Origin of the sequence: Ekhidna sp., from assembly GCF_965228795.1 — a bacterium.
GTDB lineage: Bacteria > Bacteroidota > Bacteroidia > Cytophagales > Cyclobacteriaceae > Ekhidna.
This window is the reverse complement of sequence record NZ_OZ245839.1, coordinates 2,645,253-2,667,085: the sequence shown is the minus strand read 5'-3', so window position 1 is coordinate 2,667,085 and position 21,833 is coordinate 2,645,253. Positions and strand designations below refer to the sequence as shown.

Here is a 21,833-nt window from a genome sequence, read left to right as displayed (position 1 = left end):
AGCTAAGTTATTCAACTTCAGAAATTTCTTCCTCTTTTTTTGGTTCCTTCTTCACCAAACCTGATGTCATCACCAGGCTCGTCACGATAATTATGAACAATAATATGCCGGATTTGAATTCTTCTGAGTGGTATTCCTCGGGAATAGAATAGAAAAGTAAAAGTGTGATTAGGCCTCTTGGAGCTATTGTTAGTGCTCTTTTTAGGTTTTCATGCTTATAAGGAATGAATGAAATAAACCGAGTTAAATAGATAATGACAAGGATCACTGCACTAACGATGGCCACCTTTATATCAAATAAAGCCGAGAGCGCTATTGAGAAGCCAAAAATCACAAAGAAAAACGTGCGAACAACAAATGCGGATTCAATTGTTATCATCAAAAACGTCTCTCTTATGTTTTCGATCGCCATTGGTCGAAGGTATTTTCTAAGCCTCCCTACAAAGAATAGCTTGTAGTTATTTAGAATAAGCCCAAATACAAGAATGATTAAAAGTGAGGAGAGGTGCATGAGCTTTCCTACACTGAAAAGCAGGAATAAGACGGCAATCATCAGAAACAACTTCACCTTGGTCTCAAGGTTTTGAAATACGTAGATTAGTACATAGGAGAGTATAATGGAAGTAACTATTGTGATCACCAGGCCGAAAGTAAAGTCACCCAGCACCATTACACTACTGGACGATTTTCCTAATTCTACTAAAAAGTAAAAGATCATGATTCCCAGAATGTCTGAGAAGGTACTTTCGTAAATATGAAATTCTTCATCTTTTTCACCAAGGTTTGCTACAGAGGGAATGACAATCGCACTGCTGAGGATAGAAAGAGGAGTTGCATAAACCAATGCAGTGGGCCAATCCATCGATTCAAATGAGTAGATAAGAATAGCCGAGATTGAAAACATACATAATAGAAGACCGGAAAGCGCGATAAAAAACGATTTTGAAATAAGCTTAAGCTTGTCTTTTGCGATTTTAAGTTCCAGTGCAGCTTCTAATACAATTAATATTAAACCAAGTGTGCCCAGAACCTCAAGAATCCGTATTCTAGCAAATATTTCAAGGATTCTTTCTTTTTCTACCCCGAAAACACCGATAACTTCCCGACCAACTATTCCTAGTATTATCAGCAATAAAACAGAGGGAATACTTGATTTAGTGGATACATGATTGAACAGATAAGATAGTACGATGATTACAGATGCGGCGATGATTATATAGTATTCCATTGCTGATGGTTAGGTGTCAAAATTAATAGCTCAAACCTAGTACAGATACATGAACTAATTGATTCAATTAGAAGTTAGATTTGCCTGAATTATTTTCATTTATGGAGAAAGCAACATTTGGATCAGGATGTTTTTGGTGTACCGAAGCGATGTTTCAGCGACTGAAAGGAGTTTCTAATGTCAAATCAGGATATTCAGGTGGACATACAAAAAATCCAACCTATAAGGAAGTATGTTCAGGCGCTTCAGGTCATGCTGAAGTTATTCAGCTTGAGTACGATCCTGAAATCATCACTTATGATGAGCTTTTGGAGGTTTTTTGGAAAACACATGATCCCACCACATTAAACCGCCAGGGAAACGATGTGGGTACTCAATACAGATCGGTGATTTTTTATCACTCTGAGAGCCAGAAGGAACTTGCATTGTCTTACAAAAAGAAACTTGAAGCGTCCAATATATGGCCTGATCCTATTGTTACGGAAATTTCACCTTATGAAGAATTTTATCCTGCAGAGATTGAGCATGATAACTATTACAATGAAAATGCCAGTCAGCCTTACTGTGCTTTTATAGTTGCACCTAAAGTTGAAAAATTCAAGAAAATATTCGCAGAGAAGCTAAACTAGTTGTAGTGCTTGCTCAGGTGATGTACGTGAAGTCTTATTTTGTCTACTCGAGCTGTAACATGTTTTACGTATTTATAAAGCTCAGTTTCCAACAGATAAACTTGTCCTGAATAAGAATTTATACCCACGTCATTGGCTGTTTTTTCAGCATCTTTTTCTATTTCACGCATTGCGTTACATTCTTCATTCATGAAGTGTATAAAGCTTCGGGTATTATATTCTTCTTCAAATTTTTTAATGTCATGAAGCGTTTTCTTAACCTCACGATCCTTTGAGGTTTTAGAGATTTTCACTAGCACACCATAAAGCACTGTGTCGTAATGGTGAATATCATCAAGTAGAGACAAAATTCTTTGACGGTATTCTGCATCAGTACATAATTGCTGTAATCCGGCGTAGGTAGCAAGCTTATCTGCCTCTAAATCCCAATCGTAAGTAACAGCATCTATTTTTTCATCAAGACGCTCTTCTTGTGCAAGACCGAGTGAGACAGTCAATAAGATTAAGAATATGCTGAAAAATGACTTCATTTTGTTAAGTATAACTGGATTGTTCAAATTTCGTTCCAAATCGTGTTTTAAAGCGTTTTTTAAAGTATTGCTAAGTTAAAGGGTAAATTCAATGGTTTTTCTACGTATAAAACCTGATTTTTGAGTGATAATTAATGCCAAATTCACTAGACGATCATGATGCGAATGCTTTTTGTTTTCACTTTTCTTGTAAGTTGTGCCTCCGCAAGCCAATCATCTATAGAACAGATTGATGCAGAAAAAGTTGTTCAATTGGTCGAAAAGGGAGTGACGATAGTCGACATTAGAACACCCGCTGAGTATCAGAGTGGACATATTCCGGGTGTCATTCATATAGATTTTTTAAATAAGGTTTTTCTTGATAGTATGCAATCGCTTAATAAAGGCGAGCCGGTTATTATTCATTGTGCGAGTGGTGGACGTAGTGCCAAAGCAGCCAAAATGCTGCAGGAAGCCGGGTTTGATAAGATTTATGATTATTCAGGCGGCTTCAAGGATTGGTCTTCCAGGGGGTTAAAAATCGAAAAGTAGTGAATTGTGTAACGGGAAAGAGGTGTTTCGTAACAGAATCATTAGGAGTAGAAGCCTTAATTCAAAACCACATACGCAATGATTACAGAAAAGGAGAAGGGCCTAAAAATATATATGAATGTCAAGAATGTGGGTATTGGCATTTTACCTCAAAAGGTGCTGAGCATGAGGTGTTTAGTGATGAGGAGATTTTAAAAAGGATAAGAACTGAGCGGCAGGGATTTCAATGGGAGCGGAAAATGAGGTAAAAAAAAGAACCGCTCCGTTGGGCCGAAGCGGTCCGGATCCAACGTTTTATTATGAGAAGATTAATAATTAGTGATGAATCCTAGTGCAAATAGAACGAATTTTATTGAAATAGTTATATATTTTACATTAACGGTTGTTAAATAATTTATGAATATGAATCAAGATCAAGTCATTCAACGCTTAAAAGACGGGAACGAACGCTTTGTTGCAAGTAAATTACAAGGAGAACTTCAAGATGAAAGTCGCCGATCCGAATTAACCGGAGGACAAGCTCCATGGGCGATAGTTCTTAGCTGTGCGGATAGCCGTGTGGTACCTGAACTCGCATTTGATACAGGATTGGGGGAACTTTTCGTATTGAGAGTTGCAGGAAACATAGCCAATACAGACACCATAGCCAGTATTGAATATGCGGTTGCGCATCTTGGTACAGGAGTTATCGTGGTGATGGGACATGAGAGCTGTGGCGCTGTTGGTGCTGCGCTTGCCGGAGGGGATAATGGCTACAACCTGAATCACCTATTGGCTCAGATAGAGCCTGCTAAAGCACAAGCCGGAAGTGGAGATGTAAATGTTGTCGTGAAAAAGAATGCTGAATTATCAGCTAAGGATTTATACGACCGGTCTTCTATTATTAGCAATGCAGTTGACGAGGGTAAGCTTAAGATTGAATCTGCATTCTATCATTTAGGAAGCGGGAAAGTAGACTTTTTGTAAGATAAAATGCTTTTTGAGCAGAGCCTGCAATATGAATTGCAGGCTTTTTTACTTCGTGAGAACCCTTCTCTCATTGAGATCTTTTACCAGCAAGTTCACTTTCTGCATATCATTGATTAGCTCATTGATATGTGTTCTTTCCATATCAACCTTCTCTTTTTCCTGAAAACTACGGGTGATCTCTTTTTCAACCAGAATCAGGGTCTCAATTGCTTTTGATAATTGTTTCACCAGATTTTTCGTGTGATAAAGCCGCTGGTAAAACTCTGTGAGCATCCTGTTGTGTTTAATATAGTAGTCTAATGGAGGTGTGCTATTATTGATGCTTCCAAGTAGTATTTCAAAATCGTTGATCGACTTCTTGTCTATTTCTTCAAGGCGTGGCAGGTAGTTCTGATTTATATATTCTTTCAAACTTTTAAGTGACGAAAGCAACTCTGACTCGGTATTCAGTACATGAGCCTGTATTTTACGCTTTTTAGTTGGGTTTAAGCCATTCACATTGCTCGGAAGAATTCCACTAACAACACCTCCTAATCCGAAAATGCCTCCAATGGTTTCTGTAGTTCCTTTTAATGCTCGATAGATATTGAATCCATTAGGTATTAACAGGTAGTAGTTCTGAATATACTTTTCTATGGTTTTGATATGTACAGCAACGCTATCCGGAATGGTCATGGATGCTTCATATTCATTGATAGAGTAAACGATTGTTGCTATTCGAGTGGAATCAGACGCTTGAAGTGAACTTTCAAGATTTCGAGACTCCAGTTTTAAGTCAGCTACTCTCACGTTCAGTTCGCGATAGTATCGTGGATAATTGGTGATGGTCTCAAAATAATTATGAGACATCTTCAGCTGACTCTTGCTTAAAGGAGCACAGGAGGCAAAAGCCAACAGACAAATCAGTAAAAAACAGATCCACTTCATTTGCTAAATGTCACAATAATCTTCTTAAGAACCCGATAATGGTCATAAAACTTTTATGAGGGGGTTGGTTGTTTTATCTTTGTTTTGAATTTAAACCAAAGCATCAAGAAGTTATCTTCTTAACTAACGACCAAAAAAGCACAATCTATCAACACCCACGTCTCCTAAAAGAAAGGAGTGGTCTGTGATTCTGGATATAGCAATTTTTGCTATCTACGTAGTTTTGGTTTTCCTGGTAGGTCTTTACTTCTACAGAAAGAATAAAACCAGTGATGATTATTATGTCGCCGGGCGAAACGTGTCGAGCTGGCATATCGGACTCTCGGTGGTTGCTACCGATGTTGGCGGTGGGTTTTCTATTGGTCTTGGAGGTCTCGGATTTACAATGGGTCTCTCAGGTTCATGGTTACTTTTTACCGGATTAATTGGTGCATGGATGGCTGCTGTGCTATTGATTCCTAAGGTTTATCAACTTCCCGGAATTAAGAAGCTAACAACTCTTCCTCAAATTTTTGAACACTTCTATGGAAAGCAGGTGGCTATTTTGGCCGGTATCATTACAACCGTTGGGTATTTAGGCTTTACAAGCTCTCAAATCATAGCCGGAGCAAAATTGGCGACAGGTACTTTTGAGGGTTTTTCCTTTAATCACGCAGTGTTGTTGATGGGAGTGGTCGCGGTAGGATACACCATTTTAGGAGGATTGAAGGCAGTTATCTACACGGATACTGTGCAATGGATCATCCTTATGGCAGGATTACTTTTTGCCGGAATTCCTTTCGCCTATGAAGCGATTGGAGGATGGGAGGCGGTCAATGCCATTGTTAACAAGGATTACCTCACGCTAACCAATCTCAGCTGGAAAGACTTAGTCAATTGGGCCATCACAATCATACCGATATGGTTTGTAGGAATGACGCTTTATCAGCGAATCTTTGCAAGTCGTGGTGAAAAGCAGGCTAAGAAAGCATGGTTTATAGCAGGCCTCTTTGAGTGGCCGTTGATGGCCTTTCTTGGTGTTATTTTGGGTCTGTTTGGAAGAGTAGCTTACGAGCAAGGAATCTTCGAAGTAGTGGGATACGCTGCATCTGCAGATATGGATCCTGAGCTTGGACTCCCTGTGCTATTGCGAACCGTATTGCCACATGGACTAATGGGGCTTGTTCTTGCTGCTTATTTTTCAGCTGTAATGTCAACAGCAGATAGCTGCCTGATGGCATCCTCGGGCTCCTTTTTAACCGATATTCTGCGATATAAGGATAAAGGACTAGAGGAGATGGATAAGAAATCGTTGAGATCATCCCAGGGAGCGACCTTATTGTTAGGAGTGATCGCATTGGTGATAGCCTTATCATTAGAAAATGTGCTAAAAGCAATGCTATTTTCGTATGCTTTTATGGTTTCGGGACTATTTGTGCCAATAATTGGCGCACTTTACTGGAGAAAAGCATCCAAGCTAGGTGCGTTTATAGCCATGATTACCGGCGGTCTGATTACGACCATACTTACGTTGTTAAAAATTCAATGGTTTGGCCTTGATCCGAACCTTTATGGAATAATTAGTGCTGCTATTGTGTTTATCAGTATAGGATTAGTAAAAAACAATACAAAAAGATGAATATAACCTTTAAGAAATATTTCCCTGCCCAGACTGTGGGCCTGTATGAGAAAGAGGAAGTGGTTAGCTTCCTTCACCGTTATTTAGATGAATTTGGAGACCCAAAAGAAGACATTAGAAAGTGCATAGAATATGCTTTAAATGCAGGTAAGCATCCGGGAGGATTGATACTTACCGCTTGGGACGGTGAAACAATCGTTGGCGCTACGATTATTAATAAAACAGGAATGGCAGGTTACATTCCGGAAAACATACTAGTCTACATAGCTACTCATTCAGAATATCGCGGAAAAGGCATAGGAGGCCAACTTATAGAGCGTGCCTTCAAAGAAACGGAGGGTGATATTGCGCTTCATGTGGAGCCGGAAAACCCTGCCAAACATCTTTATGAAAAATTAGGGTTCACTAATAAATACCTTGAGATGCGATGGAAGAGACCTCAATGAATGATCTCATAGCTTTCAGAAAAGATTTACACAAACATCCCGAAGTATCACAACAAGAAGTAGAAACACAAAAACGAATCATTAATTTCCTTAAAAAACTTGGAGTTGAAGGAAAGGAAATTGGTGGTACGGGTGTGCTTGTGCTGTTTGATAGTGGGATAGAAGGAAAGACCATCATGCTTCGTTCAGACCATGATGCTTTACCCATTCAGGAGATCAATGACTTTGATCATAAATCAGTGACCGATGGAGTGTCGCACAAATGTGGCCATGACGGACATACAGCTATACTGTGTGGTGTAGCGAAGTATTTCAAGGAAAATCCAATATCTAAAGGAAAGCTAATACTTGTGTTTCAGCCTGCAGAGGAAAATGGGGAGGGTGCTAAGGCAATCTTAGCAGATAGTCAGTTTACTTTTAAACCCGACCTGGTATTTGCTTTGCATAATATACCTGGCTATCCGCTTCATCAACTGGTGATTAAAGACAAGAATTTCACCCCTGCAGCAAAAAGTATCATCATTAAACTTAAAGGAAAAACTTCCCATGCGGCTGAACCTGAATTGGGTAATAATCCAGCAAAAGCGATTTCTGAATTGATAACGATGTTCGAGGAAGAGGCTCAACCTGAGCTTAAAAGAGATGACTTTGCACTAACCACCCCCATTTACATTCAAATGGGAGAGTTTTCTTATGGTGTTTCAGCCGGATATGGTGAAGTGCATTATACCCTTAGAACCTGGAATGGACGAGTGATGAAGGATCTGACTCAACGAATACTAAATCGGACCAGGGAGATAACAGAAAGTCATCACTTAAATACTGATATTAGCTGGACAGAAGAGTTTGATTCAAACAATAACCATCCGGATGCAATGCGTGTGATAAGAACTGCAATTGAGGCCAATGAATATGAATTCACCGAAAGGGAATGGCCGTTTAAATGGGGTGAGGACTTTGGTCTTTTCACACAAAAATTTCCCGGTGCAATGTTTGGGGTTGGTTCAGGAGAAGATTGTCCGGCACTTCATAACCCTGATTACGATTTTCCGGATGAAATCATTGGGACAGGAGTAAATATGTTTACCACCATTGTCGAAAAAGCAATCGATGGATAGCACATCTTACATTGAACTTAGTCGGGAGGCCTACGCAAATAACCTCCAGTTTTTACGATCACTCATAAAAGAAGGAACGAGGATTTCGTCCGTAGTAAAGGGTAATGCCTATGGTCATGGAATTGATGATTTCGTGCCTATGGCAGAAGAAATGGGAGTCGATCATTTCTCTGTATACAGTGCTGATGAAGCCAAAGAGGTATTTGATGCGTTTCGAAAGGATGAAACAGAGCTCATGATCATGGGTTTTATTAGCAATGAAGATATTGAATGGGCCATAATCAATGATATCTCATTTTTCGTTTTTGAGTTTGATCGAGTAAAATCAGCGGCTGAAACAGCTAAGCGGCTAAACAAAAAGGCGAGGATTCACATTGAGCTTGAAACAGGGATGAATCGAACAGGATTCGATCAGGAAGAAGTAAATAGACTCATTCCAATTATTAAGAAATATCAAAGTGACTTGATCATTGAAGGACTATGCACGCACTATGCGGGAGCTGAAAGCATCGCTAATTATCTCCGAGTAGAAGACCAGAAAAAGAATTTCAATCAAATGGCTCAATTGTTAGTTGATAATGGTATCGAGCCTAAAACAAGACATACCTGCTGTTCTGCTGCCTCTATTCGCCTGCCTGAAATGCATGAAGACATGGTTCGGATTGGCATCCTTCAATACGGATTCTGGCCAAGTAGAGAGATTTTTATTGAATATTTGAAAGGAAAGGTAAACAAGGAGGAGCCTTTACGAAGGTTGATAACCTGGAAAAGCACTGTGATGAGTGTCAAACAAATTGAAATGGGTGAGTTCGTAGGTTATGGAACCACTTATTTGGCACAACGTGATATGAAAATCGCTATTGTTCCTATTGGCTATTCACATGGTTTTAGCAGGTCACTAAGTAACACCGGTAGAGTGTTGATTAATGGCTTTAGAGTTCCTGTCGTAGGGATGGTCAATATGAACAACCTGGCGGTTGATGTTTCTGAGGTTGAAGAGATAAGAAAAGCAGATGAAGTAACTTTAATAGGTAAAAGTGGAGATGTTGATATAAGCGTGGCTTCATTTGGAGAGCTAAGTGATCAGCTTAATTATGAGTTGCTGACACGTTTACCAACTAAAATTCCCCGCATAATAAAAGACTAATGGCATACATAGAACTATATAAAGACAAGCTTAAAAAGAATTATCAGTTTCTTGACAAACTGTTTAAGGAGAATGATATCGCATGGGCAGTTGTTTCCAAGCTTTTGTGCGGAAATGAAAAGTACCTCAAAGAGGTAATTGATCTGGGAACTAAAGAGATATGTGACTCAAGAATTAGTAATCTTGAAGCTATTAAAAAGATAGATCCGAGTGTTCAAACAGTCTACATAAAACCGCCTGCAAAGAGAAGTATTGAGAGACTTGTGAAGTATGCAGATGCCAGCTTCAATACTGAATACAAAACCATTAAATGGATATCTGATGAAGCTGTAAAGCAAAATAAGAAACACAAGGTCATCATAATGATCGAATTGGGTGACCTTAGAGAAGGTGTGATGGGAGATCACTTGATGGATTTTTATGAGTCTGTTTTTAACCTTCCGAACATTGAAGTGACAGGGATTGGATCTAATCTTAACTGTCTCTACGGAGTAATGCCTTCCGAAGATAAGTTGGTGCAACTGTCTCTATATGAGCAACTTATAGAAGCGAAATTCAATCGCAAAATTCCATGGGTGACTGGCGGCACCTCTGTTGTAATTCCATTGATTTTCAGAAAGCAAATACCAGATGGAATTAATCACTTTAGAGTCGGTGAAACCTTGTTTTTTGGCTTAGATCTATTTACTCAGGAAGTTGTACCCGGAATGGAAGGAGATGTATTTAAACTCCATGCAGAGGTTATTGAGATTACAGAAAAACCAAGAGTGCCTATAGGGTACATGGAAGCAAATCCTTCCGGCGAAACTTTTGAGATCAAAGAAGAGGATTATGGGAAAACATCTTATCGCGCCATTTTGGATATTGGGTTGTTAGATGTTTCCGAAGACTTTCTGATAGCAGAGGATGATTCCATCCAGATTACTGGGGCCAGCTCTGATATGCTCATAGTGGACCTGGGAGAGTCCAGTGACAAATACAAAGTGGGTGATCTGGTAAGTTTTAAACTAAAATATATGGGAGCCCTCAGTCTTTTCAATTCAGATTATATCGAGAAGAGAGTAGTATAGATTTAAGTTCATATTTTTGCTGGCCAAACCTAATCGACATGTCTGCAGATTTTCAAAAGAAAAAGCTTGGTTACTTTTTTAGGATCCTTGACCTAAACAGCAATGGGTCCTTACAGATGGATGATTTTACTGAAATGGTAGAAAAAGTAAGGATCACGCTGGATTATGAACCAGGTAGCAAAGAGCACAAGCGAATCACAGATAAAGCGGTAAAATTATTTAACTCGCTAGTAGAGGATATCAAGCCTTTCAGTTTCAATCAAATTACTGAAGAGGAGTGGGTCAGTTTCTTCATGGAAACAGTTATCGTTTCTGAGGATACCCTTGATGATTATAAAGAACTGATCTTCAATTTCATGTTTGACTTCTTTGATCAAAACAGGGATGGGTTTATCTCGAAAAAAGAATATGAAGATTTCTATGACATTTTTGGCATAGACCGTTCCTATTGTGATAAAGCATTTAGCCTTTTAGATAAAACGCAGAGCTCCAGGCTCTCGCGTTATGACTTAATGAATGCAGTAGAGGAATTCTTCACATCAAATGATCCAACACTATCAGGCAATTGGACCTTTGGTAACTGGGACTCTGAGCCACATGCGGAACTATAATCCATTACAACTTATCTAATAGCTCATTATCCACCAGGTTTGGAAGTGTCACTCTCAATTCCGGTGTACGTTCCATTTCTCGCTTAATCGCAAAAAGTGCTTCATCGTTTCGGGCCCAACTTCTTCTGGCTATACCATTATTCACATCATAGAAAAGCATGGATTTTAATCTTCGGTCTGCTTCATCTGAACCATCAAGGAGCATCCCAAAACCGCCATTGATCACTTCACCCCAGCCAACACCACCACCATTGTGGATAGAAACCCACGTTGCGCCTCGGAAGCTATCACCAATCACATTTTGAATGGCCATATCAGCCGTGTATCTGCTGCCATCATAGATGTTGCTTGTTTCACGATAGGGAGAATCTGTCCCACTTACATCATGATGATCTCTGCCTAAAACAATAGGAGCTGAGATGTCACCGGCTTGGATGGCTTTATTAAAAGCCTCTGCAATTTTTGATCTGCCTTCAGCATCCGCGTACAAGATTCTGGCTTGTGACCCAACTACTAGTCTGTTATTCTCAGCTTCCTCAATCCAGCGAATGTTGTCTTGCATTTGCTGCTGTATTTCTGCTGGAGAATTAGACTTGATTTCTCTCATCACCTCTAAGGCGATTTGATCTGATTTTCTCAGGTCTTCCGCTTTTCCGGATGTGCACACCCATCGGAATGGTCCAAACCCATAATCGAAACACATAGGTCCTAGGATATCTTGAACATAAGAGGGATACCTGAAGTCGATTCCGTTTTCAGCCATCACTTCACCACCAGCTCGTGAAGCTTCTAGCAAGAAAGCATTGCCATAGTCAAAGAAGTAGGTGCCTCTTTCGGCATGCTTATTTACTGCAGCAGCATGTCTTCTTAATGATTCCTGTACTTTTTCCTTGAATAGGGAGGGGTTGTTACGGATCAGATCGTTTGATTCCTCAAAATTAAGTCCGGCGGGATAGTATCCTCCAGACCAAGGATTATGCAAAGATGTCTGATCAGAGCCGAGCTCAATGGTAATTTCTTCTTCATAAAAACGCTCCCAGACGTCAACCACATTTCCCACAAAAGCGATGGAAACAACTTCCTTATTTTCTTTTGCTTGCTTTACACGTAGCATCAGGGCATCCATATCCTCAATGATTTCATCTACCCATCCCTGGTCATGTCGCTTATGTGCAGCGCTTGGGTTTACCTCAGCACACACCGTGATACATCCGGCAATGTTTCCTGCCTTTGGTTGAGCCCCACTCATGCCACCAAGTCCGGCAGTTAAGAAAATTTTACCTGCTGAAGAGACGCCCGCACCTAGCTTTTTACGGAATGCGTTCATCACGGTAATTGTGGTGCCATGTACAATCCCCTGTGGTCCTATGTACATGTAAGAACCGGCTGTCATTTGACCATACTGTGTCACTCCAAGTGCGTTAAATTTTTCCCAATCATCCGGCTGGGAATAGTTAGGTATCATCATGCCATTGGTCACTACGACGCGAGGTGCCTCTTTGTGGGAAGGGAATAACCCCATTGGGTGACCGGAATACATATGCAGTGTTTGTTCATCTGACATGGTGGCTAAATACTGCATGGTCAGGAGATACTGGGCCCAGTTTTGAAAAACGGCTCCATTTCCTCCATAAGTAATGAGTTCTTCGGGGTGTTGAGCTACAGCAGGATCCAGGTTGTTTTGGATCATGAGCATGATGGATGCTGCTTGTTTGGATGCTGCCGGATATTCTTCGATTGGTCGGGCATACATGTCATACTCCGGCATGAATCGGAACATGTATATTCTGCCGAAATCATTGAGCTCATCAGCAAATTCAGGCGCCAACTCAGCATGCCATTCTTTAGGAAAATAGCGCAGGGCATTTCTGATAGCTAACTTCTTTTCTTCCGGAGTGAGAATATCTTTTCGTTTGGGCGCACGGTTAACTCCCTCTTTTAGTGCTTTTTTAGCCGGAAGCTTGTCAGGTATTCCTTGTCGTATTTGTTCTTGAAATGTCATTTTCTAACCACAAAGGCCGCAAAGAATTTCACAAAGGTCAAAAAGACCCATTGATAATTCGTTTTAGACCATTCTTTAAAAGTGATACATTAAAATTAATGAGTAAGCCAAGTTTATATTCACCTAGCTTCATATAGGTTAGTGTTTGTGCCATGTGAACATCATTCAAAGCATCAACACTTTTAAGTTCAATTACTAGCTTTCTTTCTACTAATAAGTCTATTCGATAACCACAGTCGAGCTTTACTTCTTCATATACCAGAGGCATTGGTTTTTCTTTTTCTACGAAAAAGCCTTCCTCTAATAGCTTATAGCACAGGCATTCTTTATAAGCACTTTCTAAAAGCCCTGGACCTAAGGCCTTATGTACATCTATCGCAATTCCTATAACTTTATTTGCAATTTGATTTTCAGTCATACTTAGTGTCCTTAGTGTCTTCTCAGTGAACTTTGTGATTAAAAAACTTAGTATCTATCAAATTCATCACTAAAATCAGTATTCAGCGAAATGCCTTCCTTCTGAGCAACTTCTTTAGCTACTTTAATTAATTCCTTGTTCTTTACCATTTCAATGGCAGTCTCCATCTTTTCATTCATCACACCATCTTTAGTGATATGATCAATTTTTCTTCTCACATGTTCATGGATAGCGGCCATAATTTTACTAGACTTTAATGGCCGATGGAAGTCCAATGCTTGAGCGGCACAAAATATTTCAACACCAATGATCTTTTCTACATTTTCAATAACCCGCAATGTTTTACGACCGGCAATGGAGCCCATGCTTACATGATCCTCCTGACCCAATGAGGTAGGAATGCTATCGGCACTGGCAGGGAAACACAATCCTTTGTTTTCACTTGCAAGTGCAGCGGTAGTGTATTGCGGAATCATGAAGCCTGAGTTGGTTCCGGTTTCTTTTAATAAGAGTTTAGGAACGCCTGGGGTATCACCTTCCAATGATAGGTATATCCTTCGATCAGAAACATTCCCCACTTCAGCTGCTGCTAGACACGCATAATCGATGGGTAAGGCCATTGGTTGACCATGAAAATTACCACCGCTTATCGTATGATCTTTGCTGAAAACAATGGGGTTGTCCGTTACCGAATTGATTTCTACCTCCAACATTTCTTTTACATGAAGCCAGGCATTACGTGATGCTCCATGTACCTGTGGCATGCATCGAAGTGAGTAGGGGTCTTGCACTCTGGCACAGTTGGCATGTGAGTGCACAACTTCTGAGCCATCAAGCAAATGGCGAATAAAAGCTGCGACATGTTGTGACCCTTTATGAGGGCGTACTTCATGAAGTTCCGGTGAAAAGGGCTTGACAGATGCAAGCAGGCCTTCCACCATCATGGCACCTGCAATATCCGCATGAGTGAGTACATTTTGAAGTTTCTCAACAATTAAGACTGCATGAGCAGCAATAAATTGAGTTCCGTTTATCAACCCTAACCCTTCTTTTGCACCTAGTGCTATCGGCGCAAGATTTTCACTTGATAACCACTCTTGCGTTTGTATGAATTGGCCTTTTACTTTCACTTTACCCAGGCCAATCAACGGCAGGAATAAATGGGATAGTGGGGCAAGATCCCCGGACGCACCTACAGAGCCCTGTTCCGGAACTAGAGGGATTATGTCATTGTCAATATGATGAATAATTCGTTCGATCGTTTCTTCACGAACTCCTGAAAATCCTTTCGCAAGTGCATGCACCTTGAGGATCATCATCAGTTTAGCCAATTCATCAGAAATAGGCTCTCCTAAACCTACCGCATGACTCATCAGTAGGTTCTTTTGCAGTGTGCTGGTTTCAGCTTTTGATATTTGAGTGGTACAAAGAGGACCAAATCCAGTATTTATCCCATAAACTGCTTTATCACCTTCCGCTATGCTCTTCACCTCCGCTGCACTTCGGTTGATTTCTGCTTTTACCGACTGTGACAATATACCCCTAGTCTTACCTCTGGCTATCGAAAGTGCGATACCTGCTGTTAAATGCTCTTCACCGTAATGAAATACGTCTGATGCATGTGCCATATTGAAAAAGTTGTTATGGCAACAAAGTTACGAATTGAAATAAAGACTAATTTCTCTTTTCCGGAAAATCCTCGTAGAAGTATTCGTTAAACCCGAATTATTCAATAGAATTTTTGCCAAAGTGTTGCGAAATTTTCTATTGAATAATGACGAAAAATTTCCTTTTTTGGAAATTTTTGTCAGGGTAACCCAGACAAAGCTAAGCTTTCGTCTGCCCTTTGGGCAAATTATGCTTAGTGCATAATTTGGGTTAAATCTTTTCTTAGAAGGTTTTCCTTTCGTCAGGATTTTATAGACCATCCACACTAGAAGGATATTGACTGTAAGAAAGAATGTCATTATCAATGGATAGGGAGCATTAATAACTGCCAGCATCATATAGATAAAAAGCACTATCGACGTTACTGTTACAGGGATTCTTATTTCATTCATGCATGTAAAACCTCTTGAAAAATCTGATTGTTTAAAATTTACGGTTGCTCATCAAGAATCTATTTGATTTGAATTATTTGAAGTTAATATATAACTATATAAATGAATCGTAAATAGTTTGAACCTTCCGTGGTTGATAGGTTTATATTGGTATTAATGTCTAAAGACAACCTGACAATCAATTTTTTTCCTCTTTGGAAGGGCGACCGCCTTTCTCTTTTTTTGTTAAATCTTAAAACACGAATAAAACATGGCTAAATGTTTCGCATTGATGGGGTGGAGTTTGCCCGTAATTGAAAGTATGCAAAAAGCAGGAAAACCATTTGTAGTGGTTTCATTTCCTGATTTTGAGCCGTATGCTAAAGAAAATAATATCCCATTTGTTCCTTATCAACTGGATGAATGGAGTGATACATCCAACTCACTGGATCTTGCAGAAAAGCTAAGCGCTTACAACGCAGATGTCGCTGTTCCGCTTTTTGAAGAAACAGTGGAATGGGCAGGAGCTCTAAATTCAATTTATCGGGACGATCCTCGTGTGTTAAATAGAGCTTTTCTGTTTAGGAATAAAGCCATGATGAAGCGAAAAGCACTTATAGGAGGATTGCGTGTAGGATTATTTGAAGAGGTGCACAATAAGGAGGGTGTTAAAGCCTTTATGAAACGATTGAATGAAGCTAACCTTCAGCTCGATGGTGAGGAAGATAGCTGGGTTCATATTAAACCGTTTGCATCTGCAGGAACGGTTGGTCATCGCTTACTAAAGTCGATGGATCAAATAGACGAGGAATGTGAAGATGGTGACTTTCCATGTTTAGCAGAAAGTCATTTGCCTGGAAGAGAATTTTCATGTGAGGCATTTGTTCACGGAGGTAAAATCAAGTTTTTAAATATTACTGAATACGTAAAGCTTGGATATTCCAACTTCATCCCGGAAGGACATTATCTGGAGTCCAAAAGAGAATTAATCCACAAACACGTTCAAAAGCTTGTGGATATTTTTGGTATTGAATATGGGATGGTGCATCCGGAGTGGTTCCTGACAGAAAACGATGAATTGAACTTTGGGGAGACCGCATGTAGAATACCGGGTGGTCACATTCTGGAGCTATGTGGTAAATCCTATGAATTTGACGCACTGGCTGCTTTTGTTCAGATTCATGATCCTAGTTTGACAGAGGATGAATTAGCTGAAATTTTACCACCTAAGGATTACAAACCGAAGAACTATCATGGGAATGTAATGATCTACCCGCATAAGAAGCAGTTCTCCAAATTGGAAATCCCGGAGGAACTAAATAATGAGCCATACTTTGTTGATCATACACTTGTGCCACCTTTGAGTACACAAAAAATAAGTGATGAAAGAGCTGGATTTGGAAATCACTTCGGTACCATAAACTTCAAAGGAGAAGATCCTGACCGTATGACCGAGTTGCTTAAATACTATCAAAAAGTTGATTTTTACGTATGAAAAAGTGTTATTGTCACTAATAGATGGAGATAATCGAAAATCAAATCTTTGAAAAATTTGAAGAAAGTTACAGTGCTTTTAAAGAGGCGACTGATCTCACTAAGCAGGAAAAGGCTTCCAAGCTTGCAAGCCAGATAGATATTCTTGCTCAGACAGAAGATGGGCTAAAGTACCTGTTCAAGAAAAGTGCTGAAATGGATGAAATGGGATTTTTCCATGGAACATCATGGAACGATCCAATGAAGTTGGCTCCAACTTTGGTAAAAGGCACACTTCAGGCAGGTCATCCTTCGTCCAGCTTTGAAATGCTATCAGACCTCCGGTTATTGGCATATGCAAAAGGGGCACACTCAGAAAAAATCTCTCAAGATGAAGCAAAGTCGCTATTGGAAGAGATTCTTGTTCATAATTTGGAGTTTGCGCTAAACGATCTGTCCGAAGATACACGAATGGCCATGAGCGAACGAGAGATTAAGAAGGCGACAAACCTGTTTGGTTTTCTTCTGTCTGAAATTCCAGTGGGAGGAATCTATCGAAAATTGGCCATTGAGATTGATTTAATTTGCTGTCAACGACCGGTTGAAACCAGAAAGGCGAGAGAACTTATTCGGCTAATTGATCAAAAGTTTGATACGTCCGGTGATTCCAAACATGATCTCCGAGTTAGGGCATTTATTAATGCCATAAAGGCGCCTACTGAGTTTATTCTTAAAGAAGGGCTAGCTCCGCAGGCATACGATGATAAATTATCAGGTTTAACGACTGATCAGTTGGAAGTTGAAGCTCAGCAAATGGGTGAGTCGATGGATAAAACAGGGCTCGTTAGTCAGTATCATGCTCATCTTCTCTTGCATCTTATAAAAAAAGAGCCGGATCTTGTCCCCGATTGTCTTGGATTAAATGACAGAGGCATAGCTGAATGGGAGAAATTCCAGGAAATTATCATTTCACTGATTCAAGAAATTGTATCTCCTGACAACTACCAATGTATTTACGGTCTGAGTAGAGTGCTTGGACGTAATTTACTTTCAAGGAGGCCTGTTAGAGCTGGATTGGAGAATCTTCGCCGAGCAAAAATTAATTCACAGGTTGAAAAACGGATTTTGAAATCCATTGATAACCCACAAACCTCGGTTTCTGCACTTCAATATTTAATTGGAGGCACATTAAAAGTTTTGGGACAGCCATTGGGTGTCGGTCAGGGAAACAATCCAACCTGTCAGTCTGCCAGGGGAATAAGCATGTGGAGCCAACATGCGCCGGCCAAATTGATTGATCAAATCATAACTGTAGCAACTCAGAATAATCTCATCATGAGATTTGAGAATGAGGATTTGGAGTCAATAAAACTAGGAAAGGGTTTAGTAGAAAAGTTAGATTATAACCTGGACGTTGTATCTGCCATTCTGGTACCCCATTTAGATCGAATCTATAATGAAATGATGAAACGATCGATGGGGCGTGCTGATGATCCACACAGGTGGGTGAATCCGGCTATGTACGGGCATTGGATCCCTGTTGGGTTTGCATCTTGCTACAATTACACCCTAAATGCTATCAGTGATTATGAAGGGTTTATTCGAATTTTCTATGCGGCTTTTCATCCAAAGTATAATGATGAGAATCAGGTGCTATATCCGATACCAATAGGCATTTATGTGACCAGCAACCATGGAGATATGTTGGGCTTTCATGCGATTTCATTACTCAGGGTTGACAAGGATCCTGAAGGTGAATATCGAGCCTATTTTCTAAACCCCAACAACGAGGGACGTCAGGATTGGGGTCAAAACATCAAGCCTTCTGTGCATCGGTATGGAGAAAAGCCGGGGGAATCATCATTGCCTTTTCATCAATTTGCAGCGCGTATTTATGCCTTTCATTACAATTCACTGGAAGCAACTGCGCATTTACATTTGGTGGAAGATGAACCCATCCAAGAGGTAAAAAAACTAGCAAAGGAAAGCTGGGGCAAATCATACAACTGGAACGAACAGCCTAAACTATGGTAAGACACTCATCGCGAATTGAATTAAGCCAATCGTCCTTAACAAGTAATATCAACTTCATCCGAAAGAAAATAGGGAAGGAGGCACGCATATCTTCTGTCGTGAAAGCAAATGCCTACGGTCATGGGATTGAAGAATTTGTAAAAATGGCCGAAAAAGCCGGGGTAAATCACTTTGCTACAGCTTCTGCATTTGAGGCAGAAACTGTTTTGGAAGCAAAGTCCGCCAGTAGCGATGTGATGATCATGGGTATATTATACGATGAGGATATACCATGGGCGATTGAGAATGAGATTGAATTTTATGTATTTAATTATGCAAGGTTGCCGCTTATTTTGGAGCACGCTAAATCCCTAAATAAACAAGCTAAGGTTCATTTAGAGGTGGAAACTGGAGCCAATCGTACTGGTCTACCGGAGCGTGAATTTTTGGATTCATTGAGCTTTCTGAAAAAGCATAAACAGCACATTGCGTTTACCGGGTTATGTACACATTTTGGAGGTGCAGAGAGCTTTTCAAATCAGTTTAAAATTGATCGACAACACAAACGCTATAAGGAGTTTTTAAAACACTGTAAACAGCGTAAACTTCTGCCTAAAATCAAACATATAGCGTGCTCTGCTGCTGCTCTTGCATATCCGGATACGGTTTACGATATGGTTAGGATAGGGGTGGCACAATATGGCTTTTGGCCAAGTCCGGATATTTACTACATGCACATGCAAAATGCTGAGAAACCGAATGGTGCGGGCTTATTGAAACGGATATTTTCCTGGAAAACAGATGTCATGGACATTAGAAATGTGTCAGCAGGAGAGTTTATTGGTTATGGCACTGCCTATCAAGCCACTCAGGATATGAAAGTAGCTGTGATGCCATTGGGGTATTCCAATGGATATCCACGCGCTCAATCCAACAGAGGGCATGTACTTATAAAAGGAAAAAAGGCACCTATTGTAGGATTGATAAATATGAACTTGTTCATGGTTGATATCAGTCACATCGAAGGAGTAGAGGTAGGAGAGGAAGTTGTGCTTGTTGGGAGGCAAAAAAACAACACAATAAATATCAGTTCCTTTACACAAGTCACGCAACTGCTAAATAATGAGATGCTTAGCAGATTGCCAGCAGCGATACCAAGAAGCACCGTAAAATGAGAACGCTAAGCAAAGAGGAAAAACAGTTACTCAAGAAACTTTCTTCTAAAGATAGCCTGGTTGATTTAGTTGATTTCTTTAAGGTTGGATGGCCCGGAGGAAAGCTGGAAGTCAGCACATTTCAACAAACACTAAGCATACAAGTGACAGATGAACAGCTTCCTGTCGTAATGAATCACATTGTAGAGCGATTGAATCTCTTGAAGGCTTTGGAACAAGAAGGATATGTAAACCTTTGGTCTCAAATTCCTTCTATGGACAATATGAAATCAATTGGTGAGTCCCTGGAAGGTTCCAATGTGATTCTCTTGCCCGATATATTAGTAGCCACTGATGTGTTGAAGTACGCCAATTTCAAAATTGGTTTCAGTAAGTCGTTAAAAGCACAGGTAAAAAGAAACTTTCAAAGGCAGCCTTACACCATCTTTAAGGTACTAGCAATAGCTGTTATACTTATGATCATAGCGGATATTGCCTATCATGCCCGCATTCTTGGTATTAATATCGGATCTGATCATCAGCAAATTGTAGACAACAATAGTGAGATTTTAGCAAATCAACTTCTTGGAAATCAGATCATTGATTCTCTACGTGCTCAAAATGATGAATTGATGTTGATTACTAGCAGGATATCAGAAAATACTGAAAATATAGAGGCGCTTAATTACCGAATCGGACAGCAGCAGGAGACACTCAACGAATTTAGAAAGGGTTCGAACAAGCTGGTACATATGCTTGAGCAAAATCAAAAAATCTTGCTTAAATCTGATAGTCTGATCAGGTCATTTCCAAAAAATAAATAGACATAAAAAAACCGGATGATCCAGGATCATCCGGTTACGTAACTTAATTTTTCCTCTTAGTAAAGTATGAAGAGGAACTACAATATTAACTGAGCTGAATGGTTAAGGTTTTGGGTATTCTTACAATCGGTGACATCTTTCGATCAATGGTAACTAAAAGTAGATTGCTTGGGCAATTCGATAGGTGTTTGCATGAGCCTCAAGTATTTGTTTGATGTCTTCTGAGTATCCACCGCCCATTGATGCTACGACCGGTAAGTCATTTCTCTTAGCCAGTTCAATTACTTTTTTATCTCTTTGTTTACAGCCATCGATAGAGAGTCCTAAGCGTCCCAACTTGTCTGATGCAAGTACATCCACACCGGATTGGTAAAAGATAAAGTCAGGTTTGACCTGATCAAGGAGTTTCTCTAAGTGCTCATCAAGCAATGCGAGGTACGTTTTATCATCCGTGCCGTCTTTCAGCGGAATGTCCAAATCAGATTGCTCTTTTTGAAGTGGATAGTTATGTTCTCCATGCATACTAAATGTAAATACCCTGTCCTCATTTTGGAAGATCTCTGCTGTGCCATTGCCTTGGTGAACATCTAAATCGATTACCAATATTTGCTGAGCTTTTTGGTGATTGAGAAGGTATTTAGCAGCTATTGCAATATCATTAAGCAAACAAAATCCCTCAGCTCTGTTCGTAAATGCATGATGAGTGCCTCCGGCTATGTTCATGGAAATGCCATATTCCAGTGCATATTCTGCACACTGAATGGTTCCTGCATTGATCGTGACCTCTCGCTCCACCAGACCTTCTGTGATGGGGAAGCCACTCCTTCGTTCTTCTTGTCTGGTAAAGTTCAGTTCCTGTAGTTTTTTCCAGTAATCGGTTGTGTGTACTGCCAGTATTTCTTCCTCTGTGAGCTTTCTGGGGTAAAATATGCTCTGCTCTTCGATGGTACCTTCATGCAGTAGCTGTTTAGGTAGCAAATCATATTTTTCCATCGGGAATCGGTGGCCTTCCGGTAACGGGTGATTGTATATAGGTGACCATGCTATTTTCAACATCTCATTTCAAACAAGAGTGGCTCATTAATG

At 40.1% G+C, this 21,833-nt stretch carries 20 protein-coding genes; 13 read left to right on the top strand and 7 right to left on the bottom strand.

The features are described from left to right. Nucleotides 1-7: 7 nt before the first annotated feature. On the bottom strand, nucleotides 8-1,228 hold the full coding sequence (locus tag ACQK2H_RS11940) for a cation:proton antiporter (RefSeq protein ID WP_425391677.1): 1,221 nt from the start codon (nucleotides 1,226-1,228) through the stop codon (nucleotides 8-10). 101 nt (nucleotides 1,229-1,329) lie between these two features. Here ACQK2H_RS11940 and msrA point away from each other — a divergent pair, with 101 nt between their 5' ends. Next, the gene (gene msrA, locus ACQK2H_RS11935; RefSeq protein WP_425391676.1) at nucleotides 1,330-1,857 is read left to right on the top strand and encodes a peptide-methionine (S)-S-oxide reductase MsrA; all 528 of its coding nucleotides are present in this window, start codon (nucleotides 1,330-1,332) and stop codon (nucleotides 1,855-1,857) included. On the opposite strand, the gene ACQK2H_RS11930 is transcribed toward msrA, so the two are convergent. After that, nucleotides 1,854-2,387: a hypothetical protein gene (locus ACQK2H_RS11930; protein WP_425391675.1), complete on the bottom strand. Its 534-nt coding sequence runs from the start codon at nucleotides 2,385-2,387 to the stop codon at nucleotides 1,854-1,856. The two genes, msrA and ACQK2H_RS11930, sit on opposite strands and share 4 nt — an antisense overlap. A gap of 156 nt (nucleotides 2,388-2,543) precedes the next feature. On the opposite strand from ACQK2H_RS11930, the gene ACQK2H_RS11925 reads away from it, so the two are divergent. Together ACQK2H_RS11925 and ACQK2H_RS11920 are read left to right on the top strand one after the other, a co-directional pair. Next, complete coding sequence (locus ACQK2H_RS11925; RefSeq protein ID WP_425391674.1) at nucleotides 2,544-2,918, top strand: rhodanese-like domain-containing protein; 375 nt, start codon at nucleotides 2,544-2,546, stop codon at nucleotides 2,916-2,918. 402 nt (nucleotides 2,919-3,320) lie between these two features. Then, a complete protein-coding gene (locus tag ACQK2H_RS11920; protein WP_425391673.1) occupies nucleotides 3,321-3,884 on the top strand; it encodes a carbonic anhydrase in 564 nt (187 codons plus the stop codon). Nucleotides 3,885-3,932: 48 nt separating this feature from the next. Here ACQK2H_RS11920 and ACQK2H_RS11915 read toward each other — a convergent pair whose 3' ends face one another. Next, a complete protein-coding gene (locus tag ACQK2H_RS11915) occupies nucleotides 3,933-4,814 on the bottom strand; it encodes a hypothetical protein (protein WP_425391672.1) in 882 nt (293 codons plus the stop codon). A gap of 184 nt (nucleotides 4,815-4,998) precedes the next feature. Here ACQK2H_RS11915 and ACQK2H_RS11910 point away from each other — a divergent pair, with 184 nt between their 5' ends. Genes ACQK2H_RS11910 through ACQK2H_RS11885 form a run of 6 tightly spaced genes read left to right on the top strand, consistent with a single transcriptional unit; the run spans nucleotide 4,999 to nucleotide 10,824 of the window. After that, nucleotides 4,999-6,432, top strand: coding sequence for a sodium:solute symporter family protein (locus ACQK2H_RS11910; protein WP_425391671.1), 1,434 nt, complete (start codon nucleotides 4,999-5,001; stop codon nucleotides 6,430-6,432). Next, the gene (locus tag ACQK2H_RS11905; protein ID WP_425391670.1) at nucleotides 6,429-6,878 is read left to right on the top strand and encodes a GNAT family N-acetyltransferase; all 450 of its coding nucleotides are present in this window, start codon (nucleotides 6,429-6,431) and stop codon (nucleotides 6,876-6,878) included. The genes ACQK2H_RS11910 and ACQK2H_RS11905 overlap by 4 nt, the downstream gene beginning before the upstream one ends. Continuing rightward, on the top strand, nucleotides 6,860-7,996 hold the full coding sequence (locus ACQK2H_RS11900) for an amidohydrolase (protein WP_425391669.1): 1,137 nt from the start codon (nucleotides 6,860-6,862) through the stop codon (nucleotides 7,994-7,996). Before ACQK2H_RS11905 ends, ACQK2H_RS11900 begins: the two co-directional genes overlap by 19 nt. Then, a complete protein-coding gene (gene alr / locus ACQK2H_RS11895; protein WP_425391668.1) occupies nucleotides 7,989-9,143 on the top strand; it encodes an alanine racemase in 1,155 nt (384 codons plus the stop codon). The genes ACQK2H_RS11900 and alr (ACQK2H_RS11895) overlap by 8 nt, the downstream gene beginning before the upstream one ends. After that, a complete protein-coding gene (locus ACQK2H_RS11890) occupies nucleotides 9,143-10,213 on the top strand; it encodes an alanine racemase (RefSeq protein WP_425391667.1) in 1,071 nt (356 codons plus the stop codon). Before alr (ACQK2H_RS11895) ends, ACQK2H_RS11890 begins: the two co-directional genes overlap by 1 nt. Nucleotides 10,214-10,251: 38 nt before the next feature. After that, nucleotides 10,252-10,824 (top strand): EF-hand domain-containing protein, encoded by a 573-nt coding sequence (locus tag ACQK2H_RS11885; RefSeq protein ID WP_425391666.1) that lies wholly within the window; start codon nucleotides 10,252-10,254, stop codon nucleotides 10,822-10,824. Between the two features lie 4 nt (nucleotides 10,825-10,828). Here ACQK2H_RS11885 and ACQK2H_RS11880 read toward each other — a convergent pair whose 3' ends face one another. The 3 genes from ACQK2H_RS11880 to hutH are packed head-to-tail and all read right to left on the bottom strand — an operon-like array spanning nucleotide 10,829 to nucleotide 14,872. Further along, a complete protein-coding gene (locus ACQK2H_RS11880; RefSeq protein ID WP_425391665.1) occupies nucleotides 10,829-12,826 on the bottom strand; it encodes a urocanate hydratase in 1,998 nt (665 codons plus the stop codon). 37 nt (nucleotides 12,827-12,863) lie between these two features. Then, nucleotides 12,864-13,244, bottom strand: coding sequence for a GxxExxY protein (locus ACQK2H_RS11875; RefSeq protein WP_425391664.1), 381 nt, complete (start codon nucleotides 13,242-13,244; stop codon nucleotides 12,864-12,866). Nucleotides 13,245-13,291: 47 nt separating this feature from the next. Further along, nucleotides 13,292-14,872 (bottom strand): histidine ammonia-lyase, encoded by a 1,581-nt coding sequence (gene hutH, locus ACQK2H_RS11870; protein WP_425391663.1) that lies wholly within the window; start codon nucleotides 14,870-14,872, stop codon nucleotides 13,292-13,294. A gap of 682 nt (nucleotides 14,873-15,554) precedes the next feature. Here hutH and ACQK2H_RS11865 point away from each other — a divergent pair. The 4 genes from ACQK2H_RS11865 to ACQK2H_RS11850 are packed head-to-tail and all read left to right on the top strand — an operon-like array spanning nucleotide 15,555 to nucleotide 20,747. Continuing rightward, nucleotides 15,555-16,778, top strand: coding sequence for an ATP-grasp domain-containing protein (locus ACQK2H_RS11865; protein ID WP_425391662.1), 1,224 nt, complete (start codon nucleotides 15,555-15,557; stop codon nucleotides 16,776-16,778). A 23-nt stretch (nucleotides 16,779-16,801) separates the two neighbouring features. Next, nucleotides 16,802-18,790, top strand: coding sequence for a hypothetical protein (locus tag ACQK2H_RS11860; RefSeq protein WP_425391661.1), 1,989 nt, complete (start codon nucleotides 16,802-16,804; stop codon nucleotides 18,788-18,790). Beyond that, on the top strand, nucleotides 18,784-19,944 hold the full coding sequence (gene alr / locus ACQK2H_RS11855) for an alanine racemase (RefSeq protein ID WP_425391660.1): 1,161 nt from the start codon (nucleotides 18,784-18,786) through the stop codon (nucleotides 19,942-19,944). Before ACQK2H_RS11860 ends, alr (ACQK2H_RS11855) begins: the two co-directional genes overlap by 7 nt. Next, the gene (locus tag ACQK2H_RS11850; protein WP_425391659.1) at nucleotides 19,941-20,747 is read left to right on the top strand and encodes a hypothetical protein; all 807 of its coding nucleotides are present in this window, start codon (nucleotides 19,941-19,943) and stop codon (nucleotides 20,745-20,747) included. Before alr (ACQK2H_RS11855) ends, ACQK2H_RS11850 begins: the two co-directional genes overlap by 4 nt. A 153-nt stretch (nucleotides 20,748-20,900) precedes the next feature. Here the strand turns inward: ACQK2H_RS11850 and ACQK2H_RS11845 are convergent, their stop codons facing one another. After that, nucleotides 20,901-21,803: a histone deacetylase family protein gene (locus tag ACQK2H_RS11845; RefSeq protein WP_425391658.1), complete on the bottom strand. Its 903-nt coding sequence runs from the start codon at nucleotides 21,801-21,803 to the stop codon at nucleotides 20,901-20,903. Between the last annotated feature and the right edge of the window lie 30 nt (nucleotides 21,804-21,833).

What these genes read in the sequence shown, in the direction of transcription:
- ACQK2H_RS11940 (WP_425391677.1), bottom strand. Translation starts at nt 1,228, where the DNA reads ATGGAATACTATATAATCATCGCCGCATCTGTAATCATCGTACTATCT.
- msrA (WP_425391676.1), top strand. Translation starts at nt 1,330, where the DNA reads ATGGAGAAAGCAACATTTGGATCAGGATGTTTTTGGTGTACCGAAGCG.
- ACQK2H_RS11930 (WP_425391675.1), bottom strand. Translation starts at nt 2,387, where the DNA reads ATGAAGTCATTTTTCAGCATATTCTTAATCTTATTGACTGTCTCACTC.
- ACQK2H_RS11925 (WP_425391674.1), top strand. Translation starts at nt 2,544, where the DNA reads ATGATGCGAATGCTTTTTGTTTTCACTTTTCTTGTAAGTTGTGCCTCC.
- ACQK2H_RS11920 (WP_425391673.1), top strand. Translation starts at nt 3,321, where the DNA reads ATGAATCAAGATCAAGTCATTCAACGCTTAAAAGACGGGAACGAACGC.
- ACQK2H_RS11915 (WP_425391672.1), bottom strand. Translation starts at nt 4,814, where the DNA reads ATGAAGTGGATCTGTTTTTTACTGATTTGTCTGTTGGCTTTTGCCTCC.
- ACQK2H_RS11905 (WP_425391670.1), top strand. Translation starts at nt 6,429, where the DNA reads ATGAATATAACCTTTAAGAAATATTTCCCTGCCCAGACTGTGGGCCTG.
- ACQK2H_RS11900 (WP_425391669.1), top strand. Translation starts at nt 6,860, where the DNA reads ATGGAAGAGACCTCAATGAATGATCTCATAGCTTTCAGAAAAGATTTA.
- alr (WP_425391668.1), top strand. Translation starts at nt 7,989, where the DNA reads ATGGATAGCACATCTTACATTGAACTTAGTCGGGAGGCCTACGCAAAT.
- ACQK2H_RS11890 (WP_425391667.1), top strand. Translation starts at nt 9,143, where the DNA reads ATGGCATACATAGAACTATATAAAGACAAGCTTAAAAAGAATTATCAG.
- ACQK2H_RS11885 (WP_425391666.1), top strand. Translation starts at nt 10,252, where the DNA reads ATGTCTGCAGATTTTCAAAAGAAAAAGCTTGGTTACTTTTTTAGGATC.
- ACQK2H_RS11880 (WP_425391665.1), bottom strand. Translation starts at nt 12,826, where the DNA reads ATGACATTTCAAGAACAAATACGACAAGGAATACCTGACAAGCTTCCG.
- ACQK2H_RS11875 (WP_425391664.1), bottom strand. Translation starts at nt 13,244, where the DNA reads ATGACTGAAAATCAAATTGCAAATAAAGTTATAGGAATTGCGATAGAT.
- hutH (WP_425391663.1), bottom strand. Translation starts at nt 14,872, where the DNA reads ATGGCACATGCATCAGACGTATTTCATTACGGTGAAGAGCATTTAACA.
- ACQK2H_RS11865 (WP_425391662.1), top strand. Translation starts at nt 15,555, where the DNA reads ATGGCTAAATGTTTCGCATTGATGGGGTGGAGTTTGCCCGTAATTGAA.
- ACQK2H_RS11860 (WP_425391661.1), top strand. Translation starts at nt 16,802, where the DNA reads ATGGAGATAATCGAAAATCAAATCTTTGAAAAATTTGAAGAAAGTTAC.
- alr (WP_425391660.1), top strand. Translation starts at nt 18,784, where the DNA reads ATGGTAAGACACTCATCGCGAATTGAATTAAGCCAATCGTCCTTAACA.
- ACQK2H_RS11850 (WP_425391659.1), top strand. Translation starts at nt 19,941, where the DNA reads ATGAGAACGCTAAGCAAAGAGGAAAAACAGTTACTCAAGAAACTTTCT.
- ACQK2H_RS11845 (WP_425391658.1), bottom strand. Translation starts at nt 21,803, where the DNA reads ATGTTGAAAATAGCATGGTCACCTATATACAATCACCCGTTACCGGAA.